This window comes from Flavobacterium riviphilum (assembly GCF_055231795.1).
The window spans coordinates 1-23,773 of sequence record NZ_JBUYSY010000008.1; the positions used below are offsets into that span (position 1 = coordinate 1).

The 23,773-nt window shown below is 36.9% G+C and carries 22 protein-coding genes; 11 read left to right on the forward strand and 11 right to left on the reverse strand.

Annotated features, from left to right (window positions below):
* Positions 1-283: 283 nt before the first annotated feature.
* Positions 284-1,222, reverse strand: coding sequence for an L-threonine 3-dehydrogenase (locus tag ACZIX2_RS08880; protein ID WP_463339745.1), 939 nt, complete (start codon positions 1,220-1,222; stop codon positions 284-286).
* 283 nt (positions 1,223-1,505) lie between these two features.
* On the opposite strand from ACZIX2_RS08880, the gene ACZIX2_RS08885 reads away from it, so the two are divergent.
* From ACZIX2_RS08885 to ACZIX2_RS08910, 6 genes are all read left to right on the forward strand, one after another.
* On the forward strand, positions 1,506-3,170 hold the full coding sequence (locus tag ACZIX2_RS08885; protein WP_463339746.1) for a DUF6377 domain-containing protein: 1,665 nt from the start codon (positions 1,506-1,508) through the stop codon (positions 3,168-3,170).
* A gap of 271 nt (positions 3,171-3,441) precedes the next feature.
* Complete coding sequence (locus tag ACZIX2_RS08890; protein ID WP_463339747.1) at positions 3,442-5,559, forward strand: glycoside hydrolase family 97 protein; 2,118 nt, start codon at positions 3,442-3,444, stop codon at positions 5,557-5,559.
* Between the two features lie 367 nt (positions 5,560-5,926).
* Positions 5,927-6,535, forward strand: coding sequence for a hypothetical protein (locus ACZIX2_RS08895; RefSeq protein ID WP_463339748.1), 609 nt, complete (start codon positions 5,927-5,929; stop codon positions 6,533-6,535).
* Between the two features lie 37 nt (positions 6,536-6,572).
* Positions 6,573-9,896, forward strand: coding sequence for a transcription-repair coupling factor (gene mfd, locus ACZIX2_RS08900; protein ID WP_463339846.1), 3,324 nt, complete (start codon positions 6,573-6,575; stop codon positions 9,894-9,896).
* A 142-nt stretch (positions 9,897-10,038) separates the two neighbouring features.
* Positions 10,039-10,770, forward strand: coding sequence for a metallophosphoesterase family protein (locus ACZIX2_RS08905; RefSeq protein WP_463339749.1), 732 nt, complete (start codon positions 10,039-10,041; stop codon positions 10,768-10,770).
* Positions 10,771-10,792: 22 nt separating this feature from the next.
* Entirely contained in the window at positions 10,793-11,293 is a 501-nt protein-coding gene (locus ACZIX2_RS08910; RefSeq protein ID WP_463339750.1) for a DUF6646 family protein, read from the forward strand.
* A gap of 48 nt (positions 11,294-11,341) precedes the next feature.
* Here the strand turns inward: ACZIX2_RS08910 and ACZIX2_RS08915 are convergent, their stop codons facing one another.
* The 3 genes from ACZIX2_RS08915 to ACZIX2_RS08925 form a co-directional block, all read right to left on the reverse strand.
* On the reverse strand, positions 11,342-11,998 hold the full coding sequence (locus ACZIX2_RS08915) for an aspartate kinase (protein WP_463339751.1): 657 nt from the start codon (positions 11,996-11,998) through the stop codon (positions 11,342-11,344).
* Between the two features lie 118 nt (positions 11,999-12,116).
* Positions 12,117-12,476, reverse strand: coding sequence for a YraN family protein (locus ACZIX2_RS08920; RefSeq protein ID WP_463339752.1), 360 nt, complete (start codon positions 12,474-12,476; stop codon positions 12,117-12,119).
* An 8-nt stretch (positions 12,477-12,484) separates the two neighbouring features.
* On the reverse strand, positions 12,485-13,381 hold the full coding sequence (locus ACZIX2_RS08925) for a S66 peptidase family protein (protein ID WP_463339753.1): 897 nt from the start codon (positions 13,379-13,381) through the stop codon (positions 12,485-12,487).
* Positions 13,382-13,601: 220 nt separating this feature from the next.
* Here ACZIX2_RS08925 and ACZIX2_RS08930 point away from each other — a divergent pair, with 220 nt between their 5' ends.
* The 3 genes from ACZIX2_RS08930 (at position 13,602) to ACZIX2_RS08940 (ending at position 16,143) form a co-directional block, all read left to right on the forward strand.
* The gene (locus ACZIX2_RS08930; RefSeq protein ID WP_463339754.1) at positions 13,602-14,711 is read left to right on the forward strand and encodes an endonuclease/exonuclease/phosphatase family protein; all 1,110 of its coding nucleotides are present in this window, start codon (positions 13,602-13,604) and stop codon (positions 14,709-14,711) included.
* A gap of 80 nt (positions 14,712-14,791) precedes the next feature.
* Complete coding sequence (locus ACZIX2_RS08935; protein ID WP_463339755.1) at positions 14,792-15,331, forward strand: 3-hydroxyanthranilate 3,4-dioxygenase; 540 nt, start codon at positions 14,792-14,794, stop codon at positions 15,329-15,331.
* Between the two features lie 17 nt (positions 15,332-15,348).
* Complete coding sequence (locus ACZIX2_RS08940) at positions 15,349-16,143, forward strand: hypothetical protein (RefSeq protein WP_463339756.1); 795 nt, start codon at positions 15,349-15,351, stop codon at positions 16,141-16,143.
* A 4-nt stretch (positions 16,144-16,147) separates the two neighbouring features.
* Here ACZIX2_RS08940 and ACZIX2_RS08945 read toward each other — a convergent pair whose 3' ends face one another.
* Positions 16,148-17,101 carry an MBL fold metallo-hydrolase gene (locus tag ACZIX2_RS08945; protein ID WP_463339757.1) on the reverse strand — a complete coding sequence of 318 codons (954 nt, stop codon included), beginning with the start codon at positions 17,099-17,101 and terminating at the stop codon, positions 16,148-16,150.
* A 231-nt stretch (positions 17,102-17,332) separates the two neighbouring features.
* Between ACZIX2_RS08945 and amaB the strand changes: the two genes are divergently transcribed.
* Positions 17,333-18,877, forward strand: a complete 1,545-nt coding sequence (gene amaB, locus ACZIX2_RS08950; protein ID WP_463339758.1) for an L-piperidine-6-carboxylate dehydrogenase — start codon at positions 17,333-17,335, stop codon at positions 18,875-18,877.
* Positions 18,878-18,928: 51 nt separating this feature from the next.
* Here amaB and nadD read toward each other — a convergent pair whose 3' ends face one another.
* The 5 genes from nadD to ACZIX2_RS08975 form a co-directional block, all read right to left on the reverse strand.
* Positions 18,929-19,510: a nicotinate (nicotinamide) nucleotide adenylyltransferase gene (gene nadD, locus ACZIX2_RS08955; protein ID WP_463339759.1), complete on the reverse strand. Its 582-nt coding sequence runs from the start codon at positions 19,508-19,510 to the stop codon at positions 18,929-18,931.
* Positions 19,511-19,570: 60 nt separating this feature from the next.
* Complete coding sequence (gene gmk, locus ACZIX2_RS08960; RefSeq protein ID WP_463339760.1) at positions 19,571-20,155, reverse strand: guanylate kinase; 585 nt, start codon at positions 20,153-20,155, stop codon at positions 19,571-19,573.
* A gap of 33 nt (positions 20,156-20,188) precedes the next feature.
* Positions 20,189-21,049: a YicC/YloC family endoribonuclease gene (locus ACZIX2_RS08965; protein WP_463339761.1), complete on the reverse strand. Its 861-nt coding sequence runs from the start codon at positions 21,047-21,049 to the stop codon at positions 20,189-20,191.
* A gap of 96 nt (positions 21,050-21,145) precedes the next feature.
* Positions 21,146-22,024 (reverse strand): DMT family transporter, encoded by an 879-nt coding sequence (locus ACZIX2_RS08970; protein ID WP_463339762.1) that lies wholly within the window; start codon positions 22,022-22,024, stop codon positions 21,146-21,148.
* On the reverse strand, positions 22,017-22,373 hold the full coding sequence (locus ACZIX2_RS08975; protein WP_463339763.1) for an arsenate reductase family protein: 357 nt from the start codon (positions 22,371-22,373) through the stop codon (positions 22,017-22,019). The genes ACZIX2_RS08970 and ACZIX2_RS08975 overlap by 8 nt, the downstream gene beginning before the upstream one ends.
* 77 nt (positions 22,374-22,450) lie before the next feature.
* On the opposite strand from ACZIX2_RS08975, the gene ACZIX2_RS08980 reads away from it, so the two are divergent.
* Entirely contained in the window at positions 22,451-22,906 is a 456-nt protein-coding gene (locus ACZIX2_RS08980; protein ID WP_463339764.1) for a DinB family protein, read from the forward strand.
* A 56-nt stretch (positions 22,907-22,962) separates the two neighbouring features.
* Here ACZIX2_RS08980 and ACZIX2_RS08985 read toward each other — a convergent pair whose 3' ends face one another.
* The gene (locus tag ACZIX2_RS08985) at positions 22,963-23,706 is read right to left on the reverse strand and encodes a DUF3298 and DUF4163 domain-containing protein (protein ID WP_463339765.1); all 744 of its coding nucleotides are present in this window, start codon (positions 23,704-23,706) and stop codon (positions 22,963-22,965) included.
* Between the last annotated feature and the right edge of the window lie 67 nt (positions 23,707-23,773).

A 23,773-nucleotide genomic window follows, 5' to 3' on the forward strand; every position in this document is an offset into this window, starting at 1 on the left:
GGAGGAGCGGCATCCTTTGCTGACGGGGTTCGGCAGCAAAGATATAGCGGATCACGGGAGGGGAAGTGTGGAGATATCCGTTCGTGTGCTCCTAATGAATGCACTAAAAAAACTAAGGCACATAAAGATTTAAGTTAAAAAAGGAATAACTTAAATGTCCTTATGTGCCTTATAGGATTTAAAAAGCAGCCACGAATTCAACTTCTATGGGCTACTTTCTGCTTACTATTACAAGAAAAACTTTAATGACTTAAATGTTCGAAAACAGTAGGCAGTTGCCGATTTATTTCAAATGTTCGAGCATATCTACCGTCATATTGTCGAGGGTAAAATGGTGGTTCCAACCCCAATCTTCGCGCGCACGGCTATCATCGATGCTCGCAGGCCAACTGTCGGCGATTTTTTGACGGAAATCAGGTGCATAACTGATGGTGAAATCAGGAATGTGCTTTTTGATTTCGGCGGCGATTTCGGTGGGTGTAAAACTCATAGCGGCCAAGTTATACGACGAACGAATCTTGATTTGCTCCGCTGGCGCCTGCATAATTTGGATGGTAGCCGCAATAGCGTCGTCCATATACATCATTGGCATTTTGGTTTCGGCCGACAAGAAACATTCGTAGGATTGGTTTTCGAGGGCTTTGTGGTAAATATCTACCGCATAATCTGTAGTTCCGCCGCCCGGAGGCGAAGACCAGCTAATCAAGCCCGGATAACGGATGCTGCGTACGTCTACACCAAAAAGATTGTGATAGTATTCGCACCATCTTTCGCCCGACTGTTTGCTAATGCCATACACGGTCGAAGGTTCCATTACGGTGTATTGAGGCGTATTTTCTTTGGGAGTAGTAGGTCCGAAAACTGCAATACTCGAAGGCCAGAATATTTTTTTGATTTTTCCGGCTTTGGCCAAATTTAGGACGTGAAACAAGGAATTCATATTCAAATCCCAAGCAAAAGCTGGGTTTTTTTCGGCAGTAGCCGAGAGCAAAGCGGCCATCAAATAGACATCGGTGATTTGGTGCACCTCGACCAAATGTTCGATTTGGTTAAAATCGAGCGCATTGATGACTTCAAAAGGACCCGAGTTGACCACATCTACATTCAGTTTTCGAATATCGGAAGCGATGACGTTCTCGGTACCGTAAATTTTTCTCAATTTTTGGGTCAGTTCCGTTCCGATTTGACCACACGCGCCAATGATTAATATTTTTGGATTCATAAGTTGCCGTTTTAAAAGAACAAAGATAGGAATTTATCTTAAAAATATCGATTTCGCAATAATGACAATAAATTTAGTAAAAAAATGTAATTATACACCATGTATTCTTTAAAAATTTAGAAAGTGACTAAAAAATTACTGAATTCATGCTAGAGGTCTTTGGAATAAAATGGATGAAAGTGTCCATCTACCTGAGTTGTTTTTCAGAATAATTACTTTTTTCGAAATCTTAAAATGAGGTATTTTAGAGAAAGTAAAATGAAATTATCCCTATTTTTACCTGATGAACAAAAGAATACTTGTAACATCGGTTTTTATTTTTTTGGCGGCATTTTTTCCCAATTATTTTTGGGGACAAAATGAGGTGACTACTTTATTGCAAAAATTAGATCGAGCCGTTGTGAACTATCCGATAACTGCTAAAAAAAAGGAAAAACAATTACTGCATCTCAAAGCGTTATTGCGTTTCAGTACTTCCAACAAGCAGCGTTATGCTATTTACGAACAACTTTATTCCCAATACGCAACCTATCAGTTGGACTCGGCATTGACTTATGCTCGAAAAAGTGGGCAAGTAGCCCTAGCTTTAAAAGATTTAGGAAAAGTAAACGTGGCTCAGCTCAACGTGGCTACTATTTTGGGCACTTCAGGGATGTACAAAGAATCGATTGACTTGTTGGAGTCGATTCCTGTAAATCAAACGCCCAACTTGAAGGGCTATTATTATGGCACGTACCGAATTGTCTATGGTTACTTGACTGAATATGCGGCTTCGGCTTTAGAAAAACAAAAGTATAAGGCATTGACGCAACGCTACCGAGATTCTTCTATGTTGTATTTTCAGCCGAAAAGTCGAGAATTTTGTATTGCCAATACCGATGTTTTATTTGAAAAAAAGCTGTACGATCAAGCGATTGCTGCGTTACTTCGTTTTTACACGTCAACATCTGCTCAGGATCCCGATCAAGCGGTTTTAGCGTATTTGATTGCAGAAGGCTATCGATTAAAAAAAGATAAAGAACAACAAAAAAAGTGGTTGATTCTTTCGGCTATTTCTGATGTACAATTGGCCAAAAAAGAAAATATTTCGTTGCGTAAAATAGCTTTTATCTTGTATGAAGAAGGCGATATTGATCGGGCGTACACCTACATCAAGCGATCTTTGGAAGACGCCTTGTTTTGTAATGCCAAACTACGGACGTATGAAATTTCTAAAATGCTGCCCATCATCAACCAAGCTTACGAAAATAAAAACAAAACCAATCGTACACAATTGACCATTTTTCTGTTAGCGGTAAGTGTTTTGTCGTTAATCCTATTAGGCGCTTTGGTATTGCTTTTCAAACAAATGCGAAAAGTAGCTGCGGCCCAAAAAGCCCTTACTTTGGCTAATGAACAACTTTCTAATTTGAATCAGGATTTAAAAGAAATCAATCAACGACTAAATGCTACCAATGCAACCTTGGCCGAAGCGAGTTTGTTGAAGGAAATTTATATTGGCCGTTATATGGACCAATGTTCGGATTATATTGGTAAACTCGAAGAATACAGCCAAAAACTCAAAGTAATGGCCACAGCTGGAAAAGTAAATGAGTTGCTCAAATTGGTTAAATCGAATGCGCCTGTTGAAAAAGAATTAAGGGAATTTTACACCCAATTTGACCAAACTTTCTTGGAATTGTTTCCCTCTTTTATTCAAGATTTTTCTAATTTATTGGTCGATACGGACGCGATACAACTAAAAAAAGGAGAGCTACTCAACACCGAATTGCGCATTTTTGCTTTGATTCGTTTAGGGATAAAAGACAGTGCCAAAATTGCCGTGTTTTTGCGATATTCTGTTTCTACCATTTATAATTACCGCTCACAATTAAAAAACAAAGCACGCGGTCCAAGAGAAGAATTCGAAAATCAAGTGCTATTAATTGGAACTTCTCCAGAAAAATAACCACTTTTTATTCCTAATGCTACCACTTTTTTTGTTTACTTTTATTTTATAAACAACTGAAAAACAATATTTTATAATATTTTAAATCTACTTTTTTTTTACGCTATCGTTTTCACTATGATAAAGCGGCTAATTTTGTAGGTATAGTTTTTTATGCCGAAAGGAAATTTTAAAGGCTACTGATTACATCGATTTCGATGGATTTCGCACTTTGTATTGATTCCTTTTTAGCACGCATCTCCTAAATGTTTAATCCTTTTTATTCAAAAAAATGAAACACTTTTTATTCTCTGTTTTCCTTTTTTGTATCGTAATGACTTCGGTACAAGCCCAACAATTACAATCGCCCGATAAACAATTGGTCATGACATTTTCATTGCTTTCGGATGGCACGCCAAGTTATACCTTGAATTACAAAGGCAAGGTTGTAATCAAGCCAAGTACTTTAGGATTCGACTTGAAAAATGATAAAAAATCCTTACGAAATGATTTCGTAATTGCCGATACCAAAACGGCAACTTTTGATGAAAGTTGGAAACCAGTTTGGGGAGAAGTGGCTTCCATTCGCAACCATTACAACGAATTGGCGGTTACTTTGAATCAAAAAGAAACCCAACGACAAATGGTGGTTCGTTTCCGATTATTTAATGAAGGACTAGGATTTCGCTATGAATTTCCTTTGCAAAAAAATCTGTCCTATTTTGTAATCAAAGAAGAAAAAACCCAGTTTGCCATGACCGGAGATCACACGGCTTTTTGGATTCCGGGAGATTATGATACACAAGAATACGATTATACCACTTCGAAATTATCTGAAATTAGAGGATTTAGCGAAAAAGCCAAAACGGCCAATTTATCGCAAACCACCTTCTCTCCAACCGGTGTGCAAACTTCATTATTGATGAAAACCAAAGAAGGATTGTATATCAACTTACACGAAGCCGCGTTGATCAATTACTCGTGTATGCATTTGAATTTGGATGACAAAAATATGATTTTCGAATCGTGGTTGACCCCAGACCAATTTGGTGACAAAGGTTTGATGCAAGCGCCACATAATACACCATGGCGTACTATTATAGTGAGCGATGATGCCAGAAATATTTTGGCTTCTAAAATGACATTGAATTTAAACGATCCTTGTAAAATTGAAGATACTTCTTGGATAAAACCTATGAAATACATTGGGGTCTGGTGGGAAATGATTACCGATAAAAGTAGTTGGGCGTATACCGATGAATTGCCTTCGGTGCAACTTGGTGTTACCGATTTCACTAAAGTAAAACCCAACGGTCGTCACGGAGCTACTACCGAAAATGTAAAAAAATACATTGATTTTGCTGCGCAACACGGATTTGATGGCGTTTTGGTTGAAGGTTGGAACGAAGGTTGGGAAGATTGGTTTGGGCATTCCAAAGATTATGTTTTTGATTTTGTAACTCCTTATCCTGATTTTGATGTCAAAGGAATTCGTGACTATGCGAAGTCCAAAGGAGTAAAAATGATCATGCATCACGAAACTTCTGGATCGATTCGTAATTATGAGCGTCATATGGACAAAGCGTACCAATACATGAAAGACAATGGTTATGATGCTGTAAAAAGCGGATACGTGGGCAATATCCTTCCTTTGGGCTCTAATCATTACAGCCAATGGACCAATAACCACTATCAATACGCGGTAGAAAAAGCAGCCGAATACAAAATAATGGTCAACGCACACGAAGCGGTGCGTCCTACAGGAATATGCAGAACCTATCCTAATTTGATTGGTAATGAATCGGCTAGAGGGACAGAATACCAATCTTTTGGTGGTTCCAAACCAAATCACGTGACACTCTTGCCATTTATGCGCTTGTTAGGCGGCCCTATGGATTATACACCCGGTATTTTCGAAATGAATATCAGTTCGTTTAGTCCAACTAACAAATCGCATGTTAACAGCACCTTGGCCAATCAGTTGGCATTGTATGTAACCCTTTATAGCCCCTTACAAATGGCCGCCGATTTCCCAGAACATTACAACAAATTTGCTGATGCTTTTCAGTTTATTAAAGATGTAGCTATCGATTGGGACGAGAGTAAGTATCTAGAAGCCGAACCCGGAGATTATATTACTGTAGCTAGAAAAGCCAAAGGAACTTCTAATTGGTTTATTGGAAATGTTAATGGCGAAACGCCAAGAACGTCTAAAATAAAACTAGACTTTTTGGATAAAGGCAAAACGTATGAAGCTACCATTTATGCCGATGCCAAAGACGCTCATTACAAAACGAATCCACAAGCGTATACCATTCGCAAAGTAAAGGTGAATAGCAAATCGCAAATGTCTCAATATGCTGCTCCAGGTGGAGGATACGCTGTGAGTATTGTGGAAATAAAAAAATAATTCCTAAACACCCTTTGGAATCTACGGATACAATTGGTTTTGTTTGAAGTGAATGAGCTCGGTCTTGTACTGGGCTCTTTGCATTGGTAATAACACAATATGACTGTCCGTAACTCATACCAACAGTTTAAATAATGACAATATACTTTGCGTCTCTGCGCCTTTGCGTGAAATTGGGCTCGCAAAGTCGCGAAGACGCAAAGATCAGAAAGGATTATATTTATGAAAAACATTCAACAACTAATTTATTCTGTGAAATGGTACTAGTCAAGGATAGTCATATAACACAAAGAATTCTGAAAACCCAAAATTGAAAATCCTATAACTTAAATTTACTTTGTAACTTTGGCCTTTTAATCCAAAAACTATGAAATACCGAATTAGTTTCGTTATACTATTCGCACTGCTACTTGCTTCATGCAACGAAAATGCCAAACAACGTTTGGAAGCCCAAAAAAAAGAAGCCGAAAAAAGCAAAGTGATTTTTGCTGCTATAGATAAAGGGTGGAAATTTCAAAGTCAACCCATCAATGAAGTTGCCGAAAAAAGCATGGGATTTTGGCCACAATGGCGAACGTTTATGGATGAATTAGGTCAAAAACCAAAAAGTTCCATCAGTGCTTTTCAGAAAAAAACTAGAATATTAACCAAAAAAGCCGAGGAACTAAAAAATAGTATTCCAGGGCAATACAACAATGCCGCCATTCGCAGCCGTATAGCTATTGTGATTACGAATGTAAGTTTACTCGACATGTACATGCATTTAACCCAAATACCAGATAAAAAGGTAGTTCGACAAATTGGCGAAATCAATCAAGAATTAATTGCTTTGCAACGCGAGTTGGACAAAATCGACATGAAAAGCAAAATTCCAATCGAACAAGGCGAAATCGAAATGCTTCAAATGATGAAAGATACCGCTAGAGCTATACCCTCTTCAGTTATGTCACCTCCTAACCCTTCGAAAGTTGAGTAGTACTGTGTTAAATAAAATATATACCACTTCTCCAAAAATCAAACAACTTGGAGTACTTTTGGCTGAACCCTCCGCTCAAAAACTGCAGCTAACAGGATTGTTAGGCTCCGCCTTTTCTTTTGTAACTCGAGCGTTGTTTACTCTTTCGGACAAACCTTTTTTATTGGTGTTCAACAACAAAGAGGAAGCGGCCTATTACTTGAACGATATGGAGCAATTGGTGGGCGAAAAAGACGTACTGTTTTATCCCGCCTCTTTCCGAAGACCGTATCAAATAGAAGAAACCGACAATGCCAATGTTTTGTTGCGTGCTGAGGTGTTGAACCGCATCAATTCGCGTAAAAAACCCGCCGTAATTGTCACTTATCCCGAAGCGCTTTTTGAAAAAGTAGTTACCCGAAAGGAATTGGACAAAAACACCTTAAAAGTGTCAGTCGGGGATAAGATTTCTATCGATTTTATCAACGAGGTGTTGTTTGAATACGAGTTCAAAAGAGTCGATTTTATTACCGAACCCGGAGAATTTTCTGTGCGTGGAGGCATTGTAGACGTCTTTTCGTTTTCGAATGATAATCCGTACCGCATCGAGTTTTTTGGCAACGAAGTCGAAAGTATTCGAACCTTTGATGTCGCTACCCAATTATCGATAGAGACCAAGAAAAAAATCACGATTATTCCCAATGTAGAAAATTCCTTTTTTCAAGAAAATCGGGAATCTTTTCTAGATTATATTTCGCCACAAACGGTGATTTTTATTCAAAATACCGAACTGTTGTTGGCCGATTTAGACAAACAATTTGGTAAAGCCGAAGAAGCTTTCGCAAAATTATCCCAAGAAATCAAACGGGCCACACCCGAGCAATTGTTCTTGAATCAAGCCAGTTTCATCAAGCGTGCTGTAGATTTTTCGGTCGTAGAATGGGGAAGCAAAGCGGTTTTCAAAACCTCAAAAACGTTTCCTTTTCATTTTCAACCACAACCGTCATTCAATAAACAATTCGATTTGTTACTGAACAACCTCAGCGACAATCATTTTAACGGCTACAAAAATTATTTGTTTTGTTCCAATGACGGACAAGTCAAACGCTTTCACGATATTTTCGAAAGTTTAGATGAAGCCAATGCCGAAAACATTCGAAAGCAATACCATACTATCGTGTTGCCAATGTATCAAGGCTTTATCGACGAAGAAAACCAAATTGCTTGTTACACCGACCACCAGATTTTTGAACGTTATCACAAATTCAGCATCAAAAACGGCTATTCGAAAAAGCAAAACATTACGCTAAAGGAATTAACCTCCCTTTCGGTTGGCGATTATGTGACGCATATTGACCACGGAATTGGGAAATTCGGAGGCTTGCAAAAAATACAAGTGGAAGGCAAAACCCAAGAAGCGATTAAGTTGGTTTATGCCGATAATGACATTGTGTATGTGAGCATCCATTCGCTACACAAAATTTCGAAATACAACGGTAAAGACGGAACGCCACCCAAAATCTACAAATTAGGCTCGAATGCTTGGAAAGCGTTAAAGCAAAAAACCAAAGCGAGAGTCAAACATATTGCGTTCAATTTGATTCAGTTGTACGCCAAACGTCGCTTGGAAAAAGGCTTTCAATTTGCGCCCGATAGTTACTTACAAAACGAGCTAGAAAGTTCATTTATCTACGAAGACACCCCTGACCAAGTAAAATCGACTCAGGACGTCAAAGCTGATATGGAAAGCGAACGCCCAATGGACCGATTAGTTTGTGGTGACGTTGGTTTTGGAAAAACCGAAGTGGCGATTCGTGCCGCTTTCAAAGCTGTGGACAATAGCAAACAAGTGGCGGTTTTGGTACCCACCACGATTTTGGCCTACCAACATTTCCGAACGTTTAGCGAGCGATTGAAAGATATGCCGGTAACGGTGGGCTATTTGAACCGTTTTAGAACCGCCAAGCAAAAAGCAGAAACCTTAAAGCAACTCGCCGAAGGGAAACTAGATATTGTCATCGGTACACACCAATTGGTCAACAAAAATGTAGTCTTCAAAGATTTAGGTTTGTTGATTGTAGACGAGGAGCAAAAGTTTGGCGTAAATGTAAAAGACAAACTGAAAACCATTGCGGCTAATGTGGATACACTTACTCTTACCGCCACGCCTATTCCAAGAACCTTGCAGTTTTCGTTGATGGCGGCCAGAGATTTGTCAGTGATTACTACGCCACCGCCCAATCGTTATCCGATAGAAACGCACGTAGTTGGGTTTAATGAAGAAACCATTCGAGATGCGATTTCGTATGAAATTCAGCGCAATGGTCAAGTGTATTTCATTAATAACCGTATTGAAAATATTAAAGAAATCGCGGGTATGATTCAGCGTTTGGTGCCCAATGCACGAGTAGGCATAGGTCACGGCCAAATGGATGGTAAAAAACTCGAAGAATTGATGTTGGCCTTTATGAACGGTGAATTCGATGTTTTGGTAGCCACCACCATCATCGAAAGCGGATTGGATGTGCCCAATGCGAACACCATTTTCATTAATAATGCGAATAATTTTGGATTATCAGATTTGCACCAAATGCGAGGACGTGTGGGACGAAGCAACAAAAAAGCCTTTTGTTATTTTATTTGTCCGCCGTATTCTGCGATGACCGAAGAAGCCCGAAAACGCATCCAAGCTTTGGAACAATTTAGCGAGTTGGGTAGCGGATTCAATATTGCAATGAAGGATTTAGAGATTCGTGGTGCAGGCGATTTGTTGGGTGGGGAACAAAGTGGTTTCATCAATGAAATTGGCTTTGATACCTATCAAAAAATTATGAATGAAGCTATCGAGGAACTTAAGGAGAATGAATTTAAAGACCTTTATCCAGAAGAGAACAACATCGAAACCAAACAATACGTCAAAGACCTGCAACTCGACACCGATTTTGAGTTGTTATTCCCAGATGAATACATCAATACCGTTTCGGAGCGATTGCTGCTGTACAACGAATTAGGAGAAGTCAAAAACGAAGAAGAACTGACTGTTTTCATCAACAAGTTAATAGACCGATTTGGTCCTTTACCAGCAAGAGCCAATGCGTTGATGAACAGCATTCGCATTAAATGGATCGCCACCCGAGTGGGTATCGAAAAACTAGTGCTTAAACAAGGCAAAATGATTGGGTATTTTGTTTCCGACCAACAATCCGATTTTTACCAATCGAATCGCTTCAATAAAGTCTTGGATTTTGTACAAAAGCATCCCAATCTATGCAAAATGAAAGAAAAGCAAACCCCAGCAGGCCTGCGTTTGTTGCTGACTTTTGATAATGCCAAAACCACCCGAAGATGTTTGGAGTTGATGGAAATGTTGGGAGGGGAGTAATATGGAAACTAAAAAATTAATAGAACCAATCCTATTTGTTAACATCCTCCTATTTTTTTGTAAAAACCCATACATTTCTTACTCCAAAAAAGTGTTATTGGTGTAATTCTACTATTTTTGTAAAAAAGCGAATAACTAATACATGAGAACTTTAGTCATAGGAGACATACATGGTGGCTTGCGTGCCTTACATCAGGTATTGGAACGGGCACAAGTAACCCCTAAAGATCACTTGATTTTTTTGGGCGATTATGTAGACGGCTGGAGTCAGTCCCCTCAGGTTATCGATTTGCTTATCGCATTACAAAAAACGCATAATGTTACGTGTATCAAAGGCAATCATGACGGATTGTTTTTGGATTACTTAGATAATGGCAAAGACAATCCTTTGTGGTACAAACATGGAGGTGAAGCTACCGTACTGGCCTACGAAACTGTAGATAACGAAACGATAGCCCAACACATTGCATTCTTGAAATCATTAAAAGAATACTATTTAGATGAAAAAAACCGTTTGTTTATCCATGCTGGTTTTACCAATTTGAATGGTATTGACTATGAATATTTCCCAAAAATGTTTTACTGGGATAGAACGCTATGGGAAACAGCAGTAGCACTAGACAAAAGTTGGCCTCAAAATCATCCTTTTTACCCCAAACGGTTAACTCTATATGACGAAATTTATATAGGCCATACCCCAGTAACCCGTTTGAACCAAACTGTGCCCATTCAAATGGCCAATGTTTGGAACGTAGACACCGGTGCTGCCTTCAAAGGACCGCTCACGATTCTAGACGTAGACACCAAAGAATTTTGGCAAAGCGAACCCTTGCATCAATTATACTTTGATGAAAAAGGGAGAAATCAATTGTAAACTTATAAATCACATCTATATAATGAAAAAAGCTGTCTTATTAGCCTTGTTATTTTGTTTCACTGCTACACAAGCGCAACAAGCCTTTAGAGGAAAAGGCGATGGAAAATTTAGTGTTGGTGCTCATTTTCAAAATGGAGGAAATGGCATCCAATTGTCGTCTGATTTTGGTCTTGGCGAAAATTTATCCTATGGTTTAGTTGGTGCTTATTTATTGGGTGTAGAAAATATTCCTGGTATTGGAAAACCCAAATTTGAAGACCGAGTGGATGTAAGACTCAGAATTAATGCCAATTTGAGTAGTGTTTTCAATATTGACGAGAAACTAGATATTTACCCAGGCTTGAGTTTGGGACTGAAAAATTTTGGAGGACATGTAGGTGCACGCTATTTCTTTACGGATGGATTTGGCATTTTTAGCGAAGCTAGTTTCCCAATTGCCAAATACGATGAGAGCAGCAGGTATTTCTATAACCTTCACAACCAATTTACCTTTACCGTTGGTGCTTGTTTTAGTATGTAATTATCGAACAAAAAAACGAAGCTTTAAGCTTCGTTTTTTTTTGTTGTATTAATTCTTTAAATCTTTAATGACCTTAAAAGCAATATCCACTTCATCTTCGCTTACTAAAATGGTAAATTCATTCGATGTTGAAATCACTTCGTTAATGATGATGCCTTCCCAAGCCAAACGCTGAAAAATAAAGTAATAAATTCCAGGAACTGCTATATTATCTTTAGGCAATTTTACCGTAATCGAAGCTAGATTTTCTAACTTTTGAATGAGTTTTTCATCTACAAAGTGTTTTTCTACAAGATGATTTACACTGTTGCTCACTACCAAGTTAATTTCGTTTACCCCTCTGGAAGAAGTATAAAATATATCCGAGTAGGCGTTGATGTCACTTATTAAATCTGCTTGCTTAATCAAAACCGTATCCGAAACGGCAAAAGTATAATCTGTCAATTCAGATCGAACCGTGATTTCTCCAATATTTTTAATGACTTTATTAATCTTGTGATTCAACCTAAAGTCTAATTCTTCGGTCAATCGCTTTAACGACATCACTACGGCTCCTTGCTTTACTTCTTTACCAAACTCATCTTTTAATTCGGTCAATATGGTCCGAGACAAAGAAGTCAAATTTATAATTCCCATCGAAAGCGCATTTAACAAAAAAGGCTTTGTTTTGATGTAATTTTCAACAATAGAAGATACCGTTTTCATGTTATGACTTGTTTTAATTAGTAACAATTTATAAAATAACCAACTAAATGTGTTAAATCTTTAAGCAAATATACTTAAAAAACAAAATGTTACAATTATAACAATGCGTTTTTTTGCATTAAAAATGATAAAAAGCATCGATAAGGTGCTCTACAACAAACTCTTCCTGCTTTTTTTGAATTGCAATAATGTCAAAACGGACCGAAACATCCAAAGTGTTTTGGGTGATGTAGGCATCAATGGCTTTAACTAGCAACTGAATTTTTTTGGGCTTCACAAAATCTTGAGGCAGTCCCATTTCAATAGAAGAACGGGTCTTTACTTCCACAACAGCTAACGTATCGCCTTGTTGAGCAATGATGTCAATTTCGGCTTTTTGGTAATACCAGTTGGTAGCCAAAATAGTATAACCATGGCGCTGAAGATATTCAACCGCAAGTTGTTCTCCTTTTTTACCTAATTCGTTGTGTGTTGCCATGATCAGAATTATTCAAAATCTACTGTTGCTCCAGTTGTGGTTACTTCCAAACGTACCATACTACCCAAAATCAAGGCCCGATTGTCTTTGACATGTCCGGCTGGGAAATTATAAACCACTGGTATTTGATAATTTCGGGTTATCTCTTCAATAATTTCATGAGCATTTTTGCCCCATGGAATGTCATTGTCCTTCATATCTGACATACCGCCTACAATAATGCCTTTTAAACTTTCTAAACACCCATTGCGTTTTAAATTCATCATCATACGATCAATATGGTATAAATATTCATCTAAATCTTCAATAAAAAGGATTTTGTCGGTACAATCGATTGCCGAAGGCGACCCAAATAAACTGTATAAGATGGATAAATTCCCTCCTACCAATTCACCATGGGCAACCCCCAAACGGTTCATAGGTGAAGCAGGAATTTGATATTGGAGCGTTTGGCCGAATAATGCTTTATACAAACTGCTAATAGAAGTAGGTGCCGTTTTTGCTATACTTACAGGCATCGTTCCATGAATACTTTTGTAGCCCATGGTATTCAAATGACTATGCAAAACGGTGACATCACTAAAACCAATAATCCATTTGGGGTGTTGTTGGAATACCGTAAAATCCAACTGATCGAGCATTCGCACCGTACCATAACCGCCACGAACACACCAAATCGCTTTTACATTGGGGTTATCCAATTGTGTTTGAAAATCTTTGGCCCGTTGCGCATCAGTGCCGGCTAATTGATTTTGGTCTAAACCAATAGTATTGCCAACTATTACTTCCAATCCCCAACTTTTCAATAAATCAAAAGTAGGTTGCAAATTGTCATTAAGATGCTTACGGGCAGTAGCCACCAAGGCAACTGTATCTCCTTTTTTTAGATAGGGTGGTGTTATCATTTGTTTTTGTGCTTGACAAAGGGTTATCGAAAATAAAGTAATCCATACCACCATAGGGATAAAAAAACACCTAGGTGAATAAGAGGAAAATAGTATAGTTTTTGACTTCAAAGGCAGGATTCAAAAGGGTTCAAAAGCAAAGATATACATTTCAAAAAAAAGAGCCTAGCCTTATAGAATTTCTATTATCTTTACTTCACGTGTATTTTTTAATCAAATTATGAGACTCATCCTACTGATTATCGCCCTGTTACTACACTTTACAGTACCTACATTTTCTCAAATTAAAAAATTCAACATTCATACCGTAGCCTTTTACAATTTTGAAAATCTTTTCGATACCATCAACGATCCCGAAACCCATGACGAAGAGTGGACTCCCAATGGCGCACAAAGTTGGACCTCTTCTAAATACGAATTGAAATTGAAACATTTGGCTCAAGTACTCTCCGAAATTGGCACAAAAGAAAACAAAGCACTGCCTACTTTTATAGGAGGATGCGAAATTGAAAACCGTTCTGTGCTTGAAGATTTAATTCAACAATCAAAACTTTTGGAAGCTGATTATGGTATTATTCATTTTGACTCACCTGACAAACGTGGCATAGATGTGGCTTTGTTATATCGAAAAAAATGGTTTCGCCCTTCCAGTTATAGTGTTGTTCCACTAAAAATCACTGTCGAAGAAGAGATTAAAAAATCAAACTTGCATTCCACAAATCCCTCCTCAACCGAAGAAGATGAAATTCCGGAAACCCCAACTATTAAGCAGTTTTACACTAGAGATCAATTGTTAGTAAGTGGCTTATTGGAGGGCGAAATGATACATCTCATCGTTAATCACTGGCCCTCGCGTTCTGGTGGTGAGCAAAAAACATCCAAATTTCGAGAAGCCGCTGCTTTATTGAATAAAAAAATTATCGACTCCTTACAACAAATAAACAGTAATGCCAAAATTATCACTATGGGCGATTTGAACGACGGCCCTTTAAACAAGAGTATCAAAAGTGTGCTAGGAGCCAAAGCAGCAAAAGAAAAGACCAATAGCTCCGAAGTTTTCAATCCTTTTGAAAGTATGGCCAAAAAAGGAATGGGCACCATTGCCCATCAGGACACTTGGGATATTTTTGACCAAATCATGCTCACGGGCACTTGGCTAAGTGATGATTTTTCGAGATGGAGGTATTGGAAAGCGGGCATTTATCATCCCAATTATCTTATTCAAACCCAAGGAAAATACAAAGGGTATCCACTAAGGCATTCCACTACCGAAGTGGGATACAGCGATCATTTTCCGGTATATGTCTATTTGATTCGAGAAAGTAGATAGCTATAAATAATGGTTTAAGCACTATCTGATATTAACATCATATTCCATATCTTAGCCTAGTTAATCTAGCTCAAAATATAATGGCCATAGCAAAACCCTTCAACCTCAACCAATGGATTCAAGATAACCGTGAGTTATTAAAACCACCCGTTGGTAACAAGAATCTTTATGTTGATTCTGGCGACTATATCGTGATGATTGTAGCAGGTCCGAACGCACGGAAAGATTATCATTATAACGAAACCGAAGAATTATTTTACCAACTCGAAGGTAGCATTAAAGTCATTATTCAAGAAGATGGACAGCGCAAGGAAATGGAATTGCATGCCGGAGATATGTATTTGCATCCCGCTAAAGTTCCGCACTCGCCTGTTCGCTCCGAAGGATCTATCGGATTGGTTATCGAACGTAAAAGAGCTGGTTTAGGTTTTACCGATGGATTGCTTTGGCATTGTGACGCTTGTAATCATAAATTGCATGAAGTGTATTTTGAACTCCACAACATTGAAAAAGATTTTCTACCGCATTTTCAACATTTCTATAGCTCCGAGGCGTTGCGCACTTGCCAAAATTGCGGTTCCGTAATGCCCGTAGACCCAAGATTTATGGGGAAGAAATAATTCTTTTATTCAACTTTATGATTAAAGAAAAACTGAAATATCATCTTGATAGATACTACGATTCTTTATTAGAATACAAACACGTTAGTTCAAGAATAAATAATGTTTTTAACGAAGATTTAAATAAGTATTCCTCTGAAAAATCTCTTTTACATATTTCTTCTTTACTAATCATTAGAGATTGGAGTGGGAAATCAGATAGCAATGGGGGAACATATTGTTTCCCTACTGATAGTATGATTTATACGAATAAAGAAAACTACTCCTTATTTATAAATAAAGTCCTTTCAGAACAATTCTGTTTGATGTATGTTCAATCTTATGAGTCATTTGAGCGTTTCCTAAAAAATATTATTTATGAACTTGCTTTAAATGATGATGAAATAAAAAACTCAATCATTTCTCAACTAAAACAAAATCAAAGTTTTTCTAGAGAAAACATTAAGGGTGACAAACTACTTTTTGAACTTATAATTAAAAACTTATCAGGTAAAAAATACAAAAAAGATAAAATAGAATTTGACGAAAAATCAATCTATTATATACTTTCAAAGACAAGAAATCATATAGTTCATGATAATTGTAGAATCAATAAATCTATTCTTTTTTGTTCAAAAGAAAAGGAGTATTTATTCAAAGAACTGTTTTTATTTGAAGAACTTGATTCCAAAAACATAAAAATAGTTTTAAACTCAAAAACATTTCAAACTTTAATAGATTTCATGAGTAACTATGCTTTCCAAATTGTAAAAAACACATGTATAAAATATGATTTAGATTGGAGGTTTTATAAAAATATGAATCAAATTTAATTTACTACAACTCCACACGCTTTCCTTGTTCTGGGAAAATTAATGTCAATCCTAAAGTGTTGGCTTCAGCCAATTGTTGCTTGATTTTTTTGACAGAAGCCATTGGAGGTTTTAAGTGAGTGATGATGATTTTGCATTTTTGCAAGGCCTCTTTCCCGGAAAGTTGTGCTAAAACTTGCATTTCATGCATCAAATGATTTGGAGTTAAGTGCCCAAACAATAAGTTATCCGGTTGTTCGTTTGGAAAAGAAACTTCAATAAAGATAGCTTTCAATTCTTGCTTTTGAATCAAAGGCGCAACGGTTTTCCAAAGATCGGCTAGATGCGTACTTTTTTCAACACGATCTGGACCCGTATCGCCTAAATACAGCACCGCTTCAGTTCCGTTTCGCACCAAAAATGCAGAACTTTCATATGGATTGACATGACTTAAAGGAAACGTCTCTAAAGTCATGGAAGTATTAGAAAGCGGGATCGTTTTCTCGTAGGAAAGGGTTTCAAAATGATATTTTTTTAAAGGACGACCTAGGCCAGCATCTCCAAAATTTGCCCAAGTTTGATCGTTAAAATAATGATTTTGCATCCGTTCCATACACGAAGGAATAGCGTAAACTGTTTTGGTTGAATCGGCTGGCGAATTGATTATCAAACCCGAAACATGATCCAAATGCGCGTGAGATATGAGATACCCCTTAATGTATTTACGTAAAACAGTCGAAATAGGCACTCGAAAGGTTTTCTTTTTTATTGCTTGCTCAATTCCTGAATGAATTGTACCTGCATCAAAACAGATATAATCGTTACTTCCTTTTACCGCCAATAAGTAGGCTGAAATGTTACTCTCATCAGCACCACCATAAATCCCCAAAGGCACAACATCAAAGGATTTTTTAGTATTTTGGCTCCAAGAAATACCACATGATAACATGAAAATTAAACCGAGTAAAATCTTTTTCATACCTAAACTTTTTAGTGTATAAAATTACGATTTCTATAGAAAATTATTCCGTTTTGAAACCATTATCCATTACTCCTTTCACTAAGTTTTTAAAAATCAAAGCTTACGCTATCGGAAACGAAGTAAAGAAATGCGTCCCTTTTCATTTTTAAATCTTTTCAACATTTTGAAATAACGATTGAAATACTATCTTTACGAAAAAATATAACAATTTTATATAAAAAAGTTACAATGACAACATCAACAGCCTTTGGTATAGAAGAAGCCTTACAAGAATTGGGCTTAAAAGACATCAACGAAGGAACTTCAACAGGAACTCGTTGGTTTTCTAATGGTAAAATTATTGAATCTTTTTCTCCTGCAACAGGCGAATTGATTGGCAAAGTAAAATCTTCTACAGCCGAAGATTATCAATTAGCCATGAAAACTGCTGAAGAAGCTTTTGCTTCTTGGCGTTTGGTACCTGCTCCTAAACGTGGTGAAATTGTTCGTCAAATGGGAGAAGAATTAAGAAAATTTAAAGAGCCTCTAGGAAAATTAGTTTCTTATGAAATGGGAAAAAGTTTGCAAGAAGGTCTTGGTGAAGTTCAAGAAATGATAGACATCTGTGATTTTGCAGTAGGTTTATCTCGTCAGTTATATGGTTTGACCATGCATTCTGAAAGACCAATGCACCGTATGTACGAGCAATGGCATCCTTTTGGAATTGTTGGGATTATTTCTGCTTTTAATTTCCCAGTTGCCGTTTGGAGCTGGAACTCCATGTTGGCTTGGGTTTGTGGTGATGTTTGCATTTGGAAACCCAGTTCTAAAACTCCTTTGTGCGCTGTAGCTTGTCAAAATATTATTCAAACCGTTTTAGAGCGTAACAATATTCCTGAAGGTGTGAGTTGTTTGGTAGTTGGGAACGAATCTGGTGATTTGATTAACAATGACAAACGTATTCCATTGGTTTCTTTTACCGGTTCCACTCGTATTGGAAGACACGTATCTAAAACGGTAGCAGAGCGTTTTGGAAACACCATCCTAGAGTTGGGTGGCAATAACGCTATCATTGTATCAGAACACGCGGATATCAATATGGTTTTGGTAGGTGCTGTATTTGGTGCCGTAGGAACTGCAGGACAACGTTGTACTTCTACGCGTCGTTTGATTGTTCACGAAAGTGTATACGATAAAACAATCAGTGTTTTACAAAATGCTTACGGTCAACTAAAAATTGGTAACCCTCTTGATGCTGCTAACCACGTTGGTCCACTAATTGATAAAGGTGCCGTAAACGATTATTTGAACGCTATTGAAAAAGCCAAAAAAGAAGGCGGAAAAATCATTGTTGAAGGAGGCGTTTTAACTGGCGAAGGCTACGAAAGTGGTTGTTATGTAAAACCATGTATCATCGAAGCTCAAAATCATTTTGAAATTGTTCAAGAAGAAACTTTTGCCCCCATTTTATATGTAATGAAATACAGTACAATTGAGGAAGCTATTGCAATGCAAAATGGAGTTCCTCAAGGTCTTTCTTCCTCTATCTTTACTAATAGCATGCGCGAAATGGAATTATTCCTCTCGGCAGCAGGTTCGGATTGTGGTATTGCCAACGTAAATATTGGTACCTCAGGAGCTGAAATTGGTGGTGCCTTTGGTGGTGAAAAAGAAACCGGTGGTGGACGTGAGTCTGGATCTGATGCTTGGAAAGCTTACATGCGAAGACAAACCAATACCATCAACTATGGTACAGCATTACCATTAGCACAAGGCATTAAATTCGATTTTTAAATCAATATAAAGTGTAGTAAAAAAGCCTCTTGTATTTTCAAGAGGCTTTTTTTATTTCTTATAAAAATTATTGTGATCCAAATATTCCCAAACTTGATGCGGTAATAATGGCTGAATGTTCTTCCCTATTTTAATGTTCTCCCGAATGAAAGTAGCTGAAATTTCTACCACTGGCGCATCTATAAGATGTACTTTAGGGTGATTATGAAAGTCTTTATTTCCCATCTCAGCACTGATTCTTGGATAAACATAAATTTCATAATGAGCTAAAATGGCTTCGTAATTTTTCCATTTATGAAGTGTTTTCAAATTGTCTTCACCCATTAACAAAGCAAACTCATACTCAGGATGCTTCTCCTGCAAATGCGTTAAAGTCGTAATAGTGTAATTAGGCTGTGGTAATTTAAACTCAATATCAGAAGCTTTGATTTTAGGATAATCCGAAGTAGCCAAATGTACCATATGCAACCGATGGTAATCATCGAGTAAGGTGCTTTTCTTTTTCAAAGGATTATGTGGCGTAACGACCATCCAAACCTGATCTAAATCGGTATGCTCGACCATATGATTCGCTATAATCAAATGCCCTACATGAATGGGATTGTACGTTCCAAAATAAAGTCCAATTTTCATTTTCAGTTCTTTGTTAAGTCTACTCAGCCCTTTCTTATCGATGCTTTTCTGCTATCTGTATTACTTAGTAGTATCTGTAGTTACAAAATCTTTCACCAATTGATACGCTTCTTCCAAAGCTACAGGCAAATCATAATTCTTAATAATTTTATCAAATTGAGGCGCCGTAGCCAATTCTACAGAAGCTTTGGCAATTCGCATGTTGATTTTATCATCGCTTTCCGTTGAACGTTGTTTGAGACGTCGTTTCAATTCATCAACGCTGGGTGGCTTTACAAAAACAGCCAAGGTTTCCTCGGGGAATTTATGCTTAATACGCAAACCACCTGCCACATCGATATCAAAAATTACATTTTTGCCCAAAGCCCAAATACGCTCCACTTCACTTTTTAAGGTTCCGTAAAAATTGTCTCGATACACTTCTTCCCATTCCACAAAATCCTCTGCTTTGATGTGTTTTTTGAATTGTTCCAAAGACATGAAATAATAATCTTTACCATCAACTTCTTGACCTCGTGGTTCGCGAGTAGCTGCCGAAATAGAGAACTCCAAATTCAAGTCTTCTTTCCCTAATAAATGTCTAACTATAGTAGTTTTTCCGGATCCCGATGGTGCCGAGAATACAATTAATTTCCCTTTTTTCATTTTCTTTTATTTATCCGCATTTAAAGTTAGCGGCTATAATACATTCAATACCTGTTCTTTGATTTTTTCTAATTCGTCTTTCATTTGAACGACTAACTTTTGCATTTGCGCATGATTCGATTTGGACCCCATAGTGTTGATTTCTCGACCCATTTCTTGAGTAATAAAGCCTAACTTTCTACCATTGGCCTCTGTCCCTTCGAGTGTAGTTAAGAAATAATCCAAATGATTAGTCAGTCTCACTTTCTCCTCGGTAATATCGAGTTTTTCGATATAATAAATCAGTTCTTGTTCAAAACGACTTTGATCAACATTCACTTGTAATTCGGCAATAGCAGTTTGCAAGCGATCTTTTACCGCTTGAATTCGTTCTGGATCCAAAACCAATGCTTCTTCCATGTATTGACGAATGTTCGCGATTCGCAATTGGAATTCTTTTTCTAAGGTTTGCCCTTCATCTTTGCGGAAGTTTTGAATGTTTTGCAAGGCTTCTTCAATGATTGTTTGGATGTGCCCCCATTCTTCCTTGTCTAATTCTTCGCGTTCTACTTTCATGGTATCCGGCATACGAAGTGCCATTTTCATCAACTCCGTTTCGTCGGCCTGAGCATATACGTCACGCAATTGATTCATATATGCTTTTACAATGGGTACATTAACCTTAGTAGAGGTTTGTTCGGCTGTAGATTCAATAAATATAGAAAAGTCTACCTTTCCTCTTTCCAATTGCGATGCAATAAGATTGCGCAAACTCAATTCCATTTCTCTATACAAAGAAGGAATTCTTACGTTTAAATCCAAGCCTTTACTATTTAAGGATTTGATTTCGATAGTAACTTTTTTGGTAGGCAATTGCAAGCTCGCTTTGCCAAAACCGGTCATAGAATGTATCATATTGATAACTAAATAATTGTAAATATAAACAAAGTAAATGGCAATTCGAAGAAGGAACCATTTATTGACTAAAACAATAAAACCCTTTTCTTCACCTTACTTTTTTTGACTTACGAGATAAACTCCCGAAAAAATACAAACAGCGGAACCTATCTTGACCCAACTAAGCGTATCTTTTCCTAATCCAATGGCAAAAACGGTTGCAAATAGCGGTTGCAAATAGATAAAGACAGCCACTGTGGTGGGTTTTAATTCTTTCATGGAGAGTAAATTTAGCAAATAGGTCAAGAAAGTAGATACTATTACTACAAAACTTATTTTCCAATAAATACTTTCGGGTACCAATGCCCAATTTACCGTTTGAAATTCCTCCCATCCAAAGGGCAAAACCATTAGGAATCCAAAAAGATAAATCCATTTGACAAAGGTAAACGCATTATAGGTATGCATCAATTTTTTGACAATAATTAAGTAAAAACCATATGAAATAGCATTTACCAATACCAAGAAATTACCCAATGCTGGCTGAGTAGCATTACCAACAGATTTACCATACAGTATTAAAAAAGTGGTCCCAAATAACCCCAAGAGTATACCTAAAATCATGCGCTTTTTTAATCGTTCTTTCATCAATATGGCCGACAAAACCAGCACAATCATCGGAGTAGAAACCATAATCACAGCCGCTGAAATAGGCGATGTTAAACTTAAACCTTTAAAAAAAGTAAGCATATTGAACGCTACCCCAAAAAAAGCGGCTGCAACTATTCTAGGAAAATCTTTAAGGGCGATCTTTTCTTTAGGTACGGCTAGCCAAGTTAACCAAAACAACAAAGTGGAACCACCCACGCGCAACAAGATAAAACCAAATGCATCTATGTACTTTGGCATGACATCTTTGGCTATGGTAAAGGTAACTCCGTAAATAATCGAAACTAAAGTTGCGCCGAGTAAGGCAAGGTTCCTATTAGACATGTTGCAACGCGTTTTGAACGTTTTGCACATTTTTGGCCGAATTACCAATGTAAATTTGCTGGTCTATTACAAATACCGGACGACTTAGAAAGGTATAATGCTCAAGTATATATTTTTTAAAATCTTCCTCGGTTAGTTTTTGGTTTTTCAAATCTAAGGTTTTGTATAATTGCGCTTTTTTGCTAAACAAAGCTTCGTAACTTCCAGCCAAATGATGCATCTCCTCTAATTGTGCTTCCGTTATTGGCTCTTTTTTGATGTCATGTAATACTAGTGAATGTCCTTCGGGTAAAGCTTTAAGTATTTTTCTACAAGTATCGCAAGATGATAAATAATATACCTTATTCATTTATTGTAATTTTTTGAAATGCAAAGAAAATTCTTTTCGGTCGAAATTGCGTACTTTTGATTAAAAAATAAAAAAGAATGAAAACAGCATTTGATGTAATTGCCACCAACAGAAAGTTAATGGCCCCCTTTTTAGAAAAGTTTACTTTAGAACAATTAAATACAATTCCAGAAGGATTTACCAATTCAATATTTTGGAATATTGCTCACGTAGTGGTAACACAACAACTATTAGTGTATAAATTATCTGGTTTACCTATGAATTTACCAGAAGAATGGATAGAGCGATACAAAAAAGGAACCAAACCCGAGCAAGATGCAACTCAAGAAGAGGTTGACTTTATCAAAGAGAAACTTTTTGTTACTGTCGATAAAATGAAAAACGATTACGAAAATCAATTGTTTCAAAATTTTACAGAATACCCTACTTCTACTGGTTTTGTTCTACAAAATGTGGAAGACGCTATTGCCTTCAACAGCTTTCACGAAGGAATTCATTTAGGAGTAGTACTAGGTTTGAAAAAATTCATCTAGTCACCTTCAAAATAAACAGAAATGCTTTATAGTCCAAAAAACTGTAAAGCATTTTTTTATTTTATAACCAAATACTCTTTTAAAATGGTAAAAGGAAGAAACAAGTTTTTAGCCCCTTCAGCATAGGAAGCAATTTCATATTGATTATAATGTAATAAAAGACCATCACGGGTATAAAAAATATTTTTGGGCAATTCAAATTGGTTATTTGGAAAGAAATATCCCGTTTGATTGATACTGCCCTCTAACGGAATTTTGTATTTACTTCTAAACTTTTCTTCAACCATTTTCTTAAAGCCAATTATATTATTGAATAAAGACTCATTTGGAATCACGTTGCCCGTTTTCGGGTCAATTAAAAGCGATTGCAAACCACTGTACCCATGAGCACCACCCGTGAAAGTATAATGTTCAATTTCGATATTAATTACAGCCTCCGATTCATATTTTATTTCTCCTGCTATTGCTGCTTCCCAACCAAAAGTAGATTCTGGAAATTCATTTTTAGCTTCTTCATAAGAGGCAATAAAAGACTCCATCAATGTGGAATAATCTTCTTTGGTAACTGGAGTTTCATCTAGTTTTACAAGATCTCTTACTACAGCAAATACTCTTTTATTGATACTATCTGCAGTAGCTGAATTGGTTTTGGCCAGAGGGATATTTAATTTTATTTCAGGACAATTGACTTTACAAAGCAGAGTGCTTTTTTTATTCAATTTTATATTTTCAAAATACAATTCATTAGCGCAACTGCTGAAAAATAGTGCAAAAGAAAGAAAAATTAGAGGTATTCTCATAACTACAATTTGATTTCAAGGACAAAGGTAGCTCACTTTCGTATTGGTTAATCAATATTTAACGGTA

Excerpts from the sequence above, each read along its gene's own strand:
- ACZIX2_RS08880 (WP_463339745.1), bottom strand. The coding sequence starts at position 1,222 with ATGAATCCAAAAATATTAATCATTGGCGCGTGTGGTCAAATCGGAACG.
- ACZIX2_RS08885 (WP_463339746.1), top strand. The coding sequence starts at position 1,506 with ATGAACAAAAGAATACTTGTAACATCGGTTTTTATTTTTTTGGCGGCA.
- ACZIX2_RS08890 (WP_463339747.1), top strand. The coding sequence starts at position 3,442 with ATGAAACACTTTTTATTCTCTGTTTTCCTTTTTTGTATCGTAATGACT.
- ACZIX2_RS08895 (WP_463339748.1), top strand. The coding sequence starts at position 5,927 with ATGAAATACCGAATTAGTTTCGTTATACTATTCGCACTGCTACTTGCT.
- ACZIX2_RS08905 (WP_463339749.1), top strand. The coding sequence starts at position 10,039 with ATGAGAACTTTAGTCATAGGAGACATACATGGTGGCTTGCGTGCCTTA.
- ACZIX2_RS08910 (WP_463339750.1), top strand. The coding sequence starts at position 10,793 with ATGAAAAAAGCTGTCTTATTAGCCTTGTTATTTTGTTTCACTGCTACA.
- ACZIX2_RS08915 (WP_463339751.1), bottom strand. The coding sequence starts at position 11,998 with ATGAAAACGGTATCTTCTATTGTTGAAAATTACATCAAAACAAAGCCT.
- ACZIX2_RS08920 (WP_463339752.1), bottom strand. The coding sequence starts at position 12,476 with ATGGCAACACACAACGAATTAGGTAAAAAAGGAGAACAACTTGCGGTT.
- ACZIX2_RS08925 (WP_463339753.1), bottom strand. The coding sequence starts at position 13,381 with ATGATAACACCACCCTATCTAAAAAAAGGAGATACAGTTGCCTTGGTG.
- ACZIX2_RS08930 (WP_463339754.1), top strand. The coding sequence starts at position 13,602 with ATGAGACTCATCCTACTGATTATCGCCCTGTTACTACACTTTACAGTA.
- ACZIX2_RS08935 (WP_463339755.1), top strand. The coding sequence starts at position 14,792 with ATGGCCATAGCAAAACCCTTCAACCTCAACCAATGGATTCAAGATAAC.
- ACZIX2_RS08940 (WP_463339756.1), top strand. The coding sequence starts at position 15,349 with ATGATTAAAGAAAAACTGAAATATCATCTTGATAGATACTACGATTCT.
- ACZIX2_RS08945 (WP_463339757.1), bottom strand. The coding sequence starts at position 17,101 with ATGAAAAAGATTTTACTCGGTTTAATTTTCATGTTATCATGTGGTATT.
- amaB (WP_463339758.1), top strand. The coding sequence starts at position 17,333 with ATGACAACATCAACAGCCTTTGGTATAGAAGAAGCCTTACAAGAATTG.
- nadD (WP_463339759.1), bottom strand. The coding sequence starts at position 19,510 with ATGAAAATTGGACTTTATTTTGGAACGTACAATCCCATTCATGTAGGG.
- gmk (WP_463339760.1), bottom strand. The coding sequence starts at position 20,155 with ATGAAAAAAGGGAAATTAATTGTATTCTCGGCACCATCGGGATCCGGA.
- ACZIX2_RS08965 (WP_463339761.1), bottom strand. The coding sequence starts at position 21,049 with ATGATACATTCTATGACCGGTTTTGGCAAAGCGAGCTTGCAATTGCCT.
- ACZIX2_RS08970 (WP_463339762.1), bottom strand. The coding sequence starts at position 22,024 with ATGTCTAATAGGAACCTTGCCTTACTCGGCGCAACTTTAGTTTCGATT.
- ACZIX2_RS08975 (WP_463339763.1), bottom strand. The coding sequence starts at position 22,373 with ATGAATAAGGTATATTATTTATCATCTTGCGATACTTGTAGAAAAATA.
- ACZIX2_RS08980 (WP_463339764.1), top strand. The coding sequence starts at position 22,451 with ATGAAAACAGCATTTGATGTAATTGCCACCAACAGAAAGTTAATGGCC.
- ACZIX2_RS08985 (WP_463339765.1), bottom strand. The coding sequence starts at position 23,706 with ATGAGAATACCTCTAATTTTTCTTTCTTTTGCACTATTTTTCAGCAGT.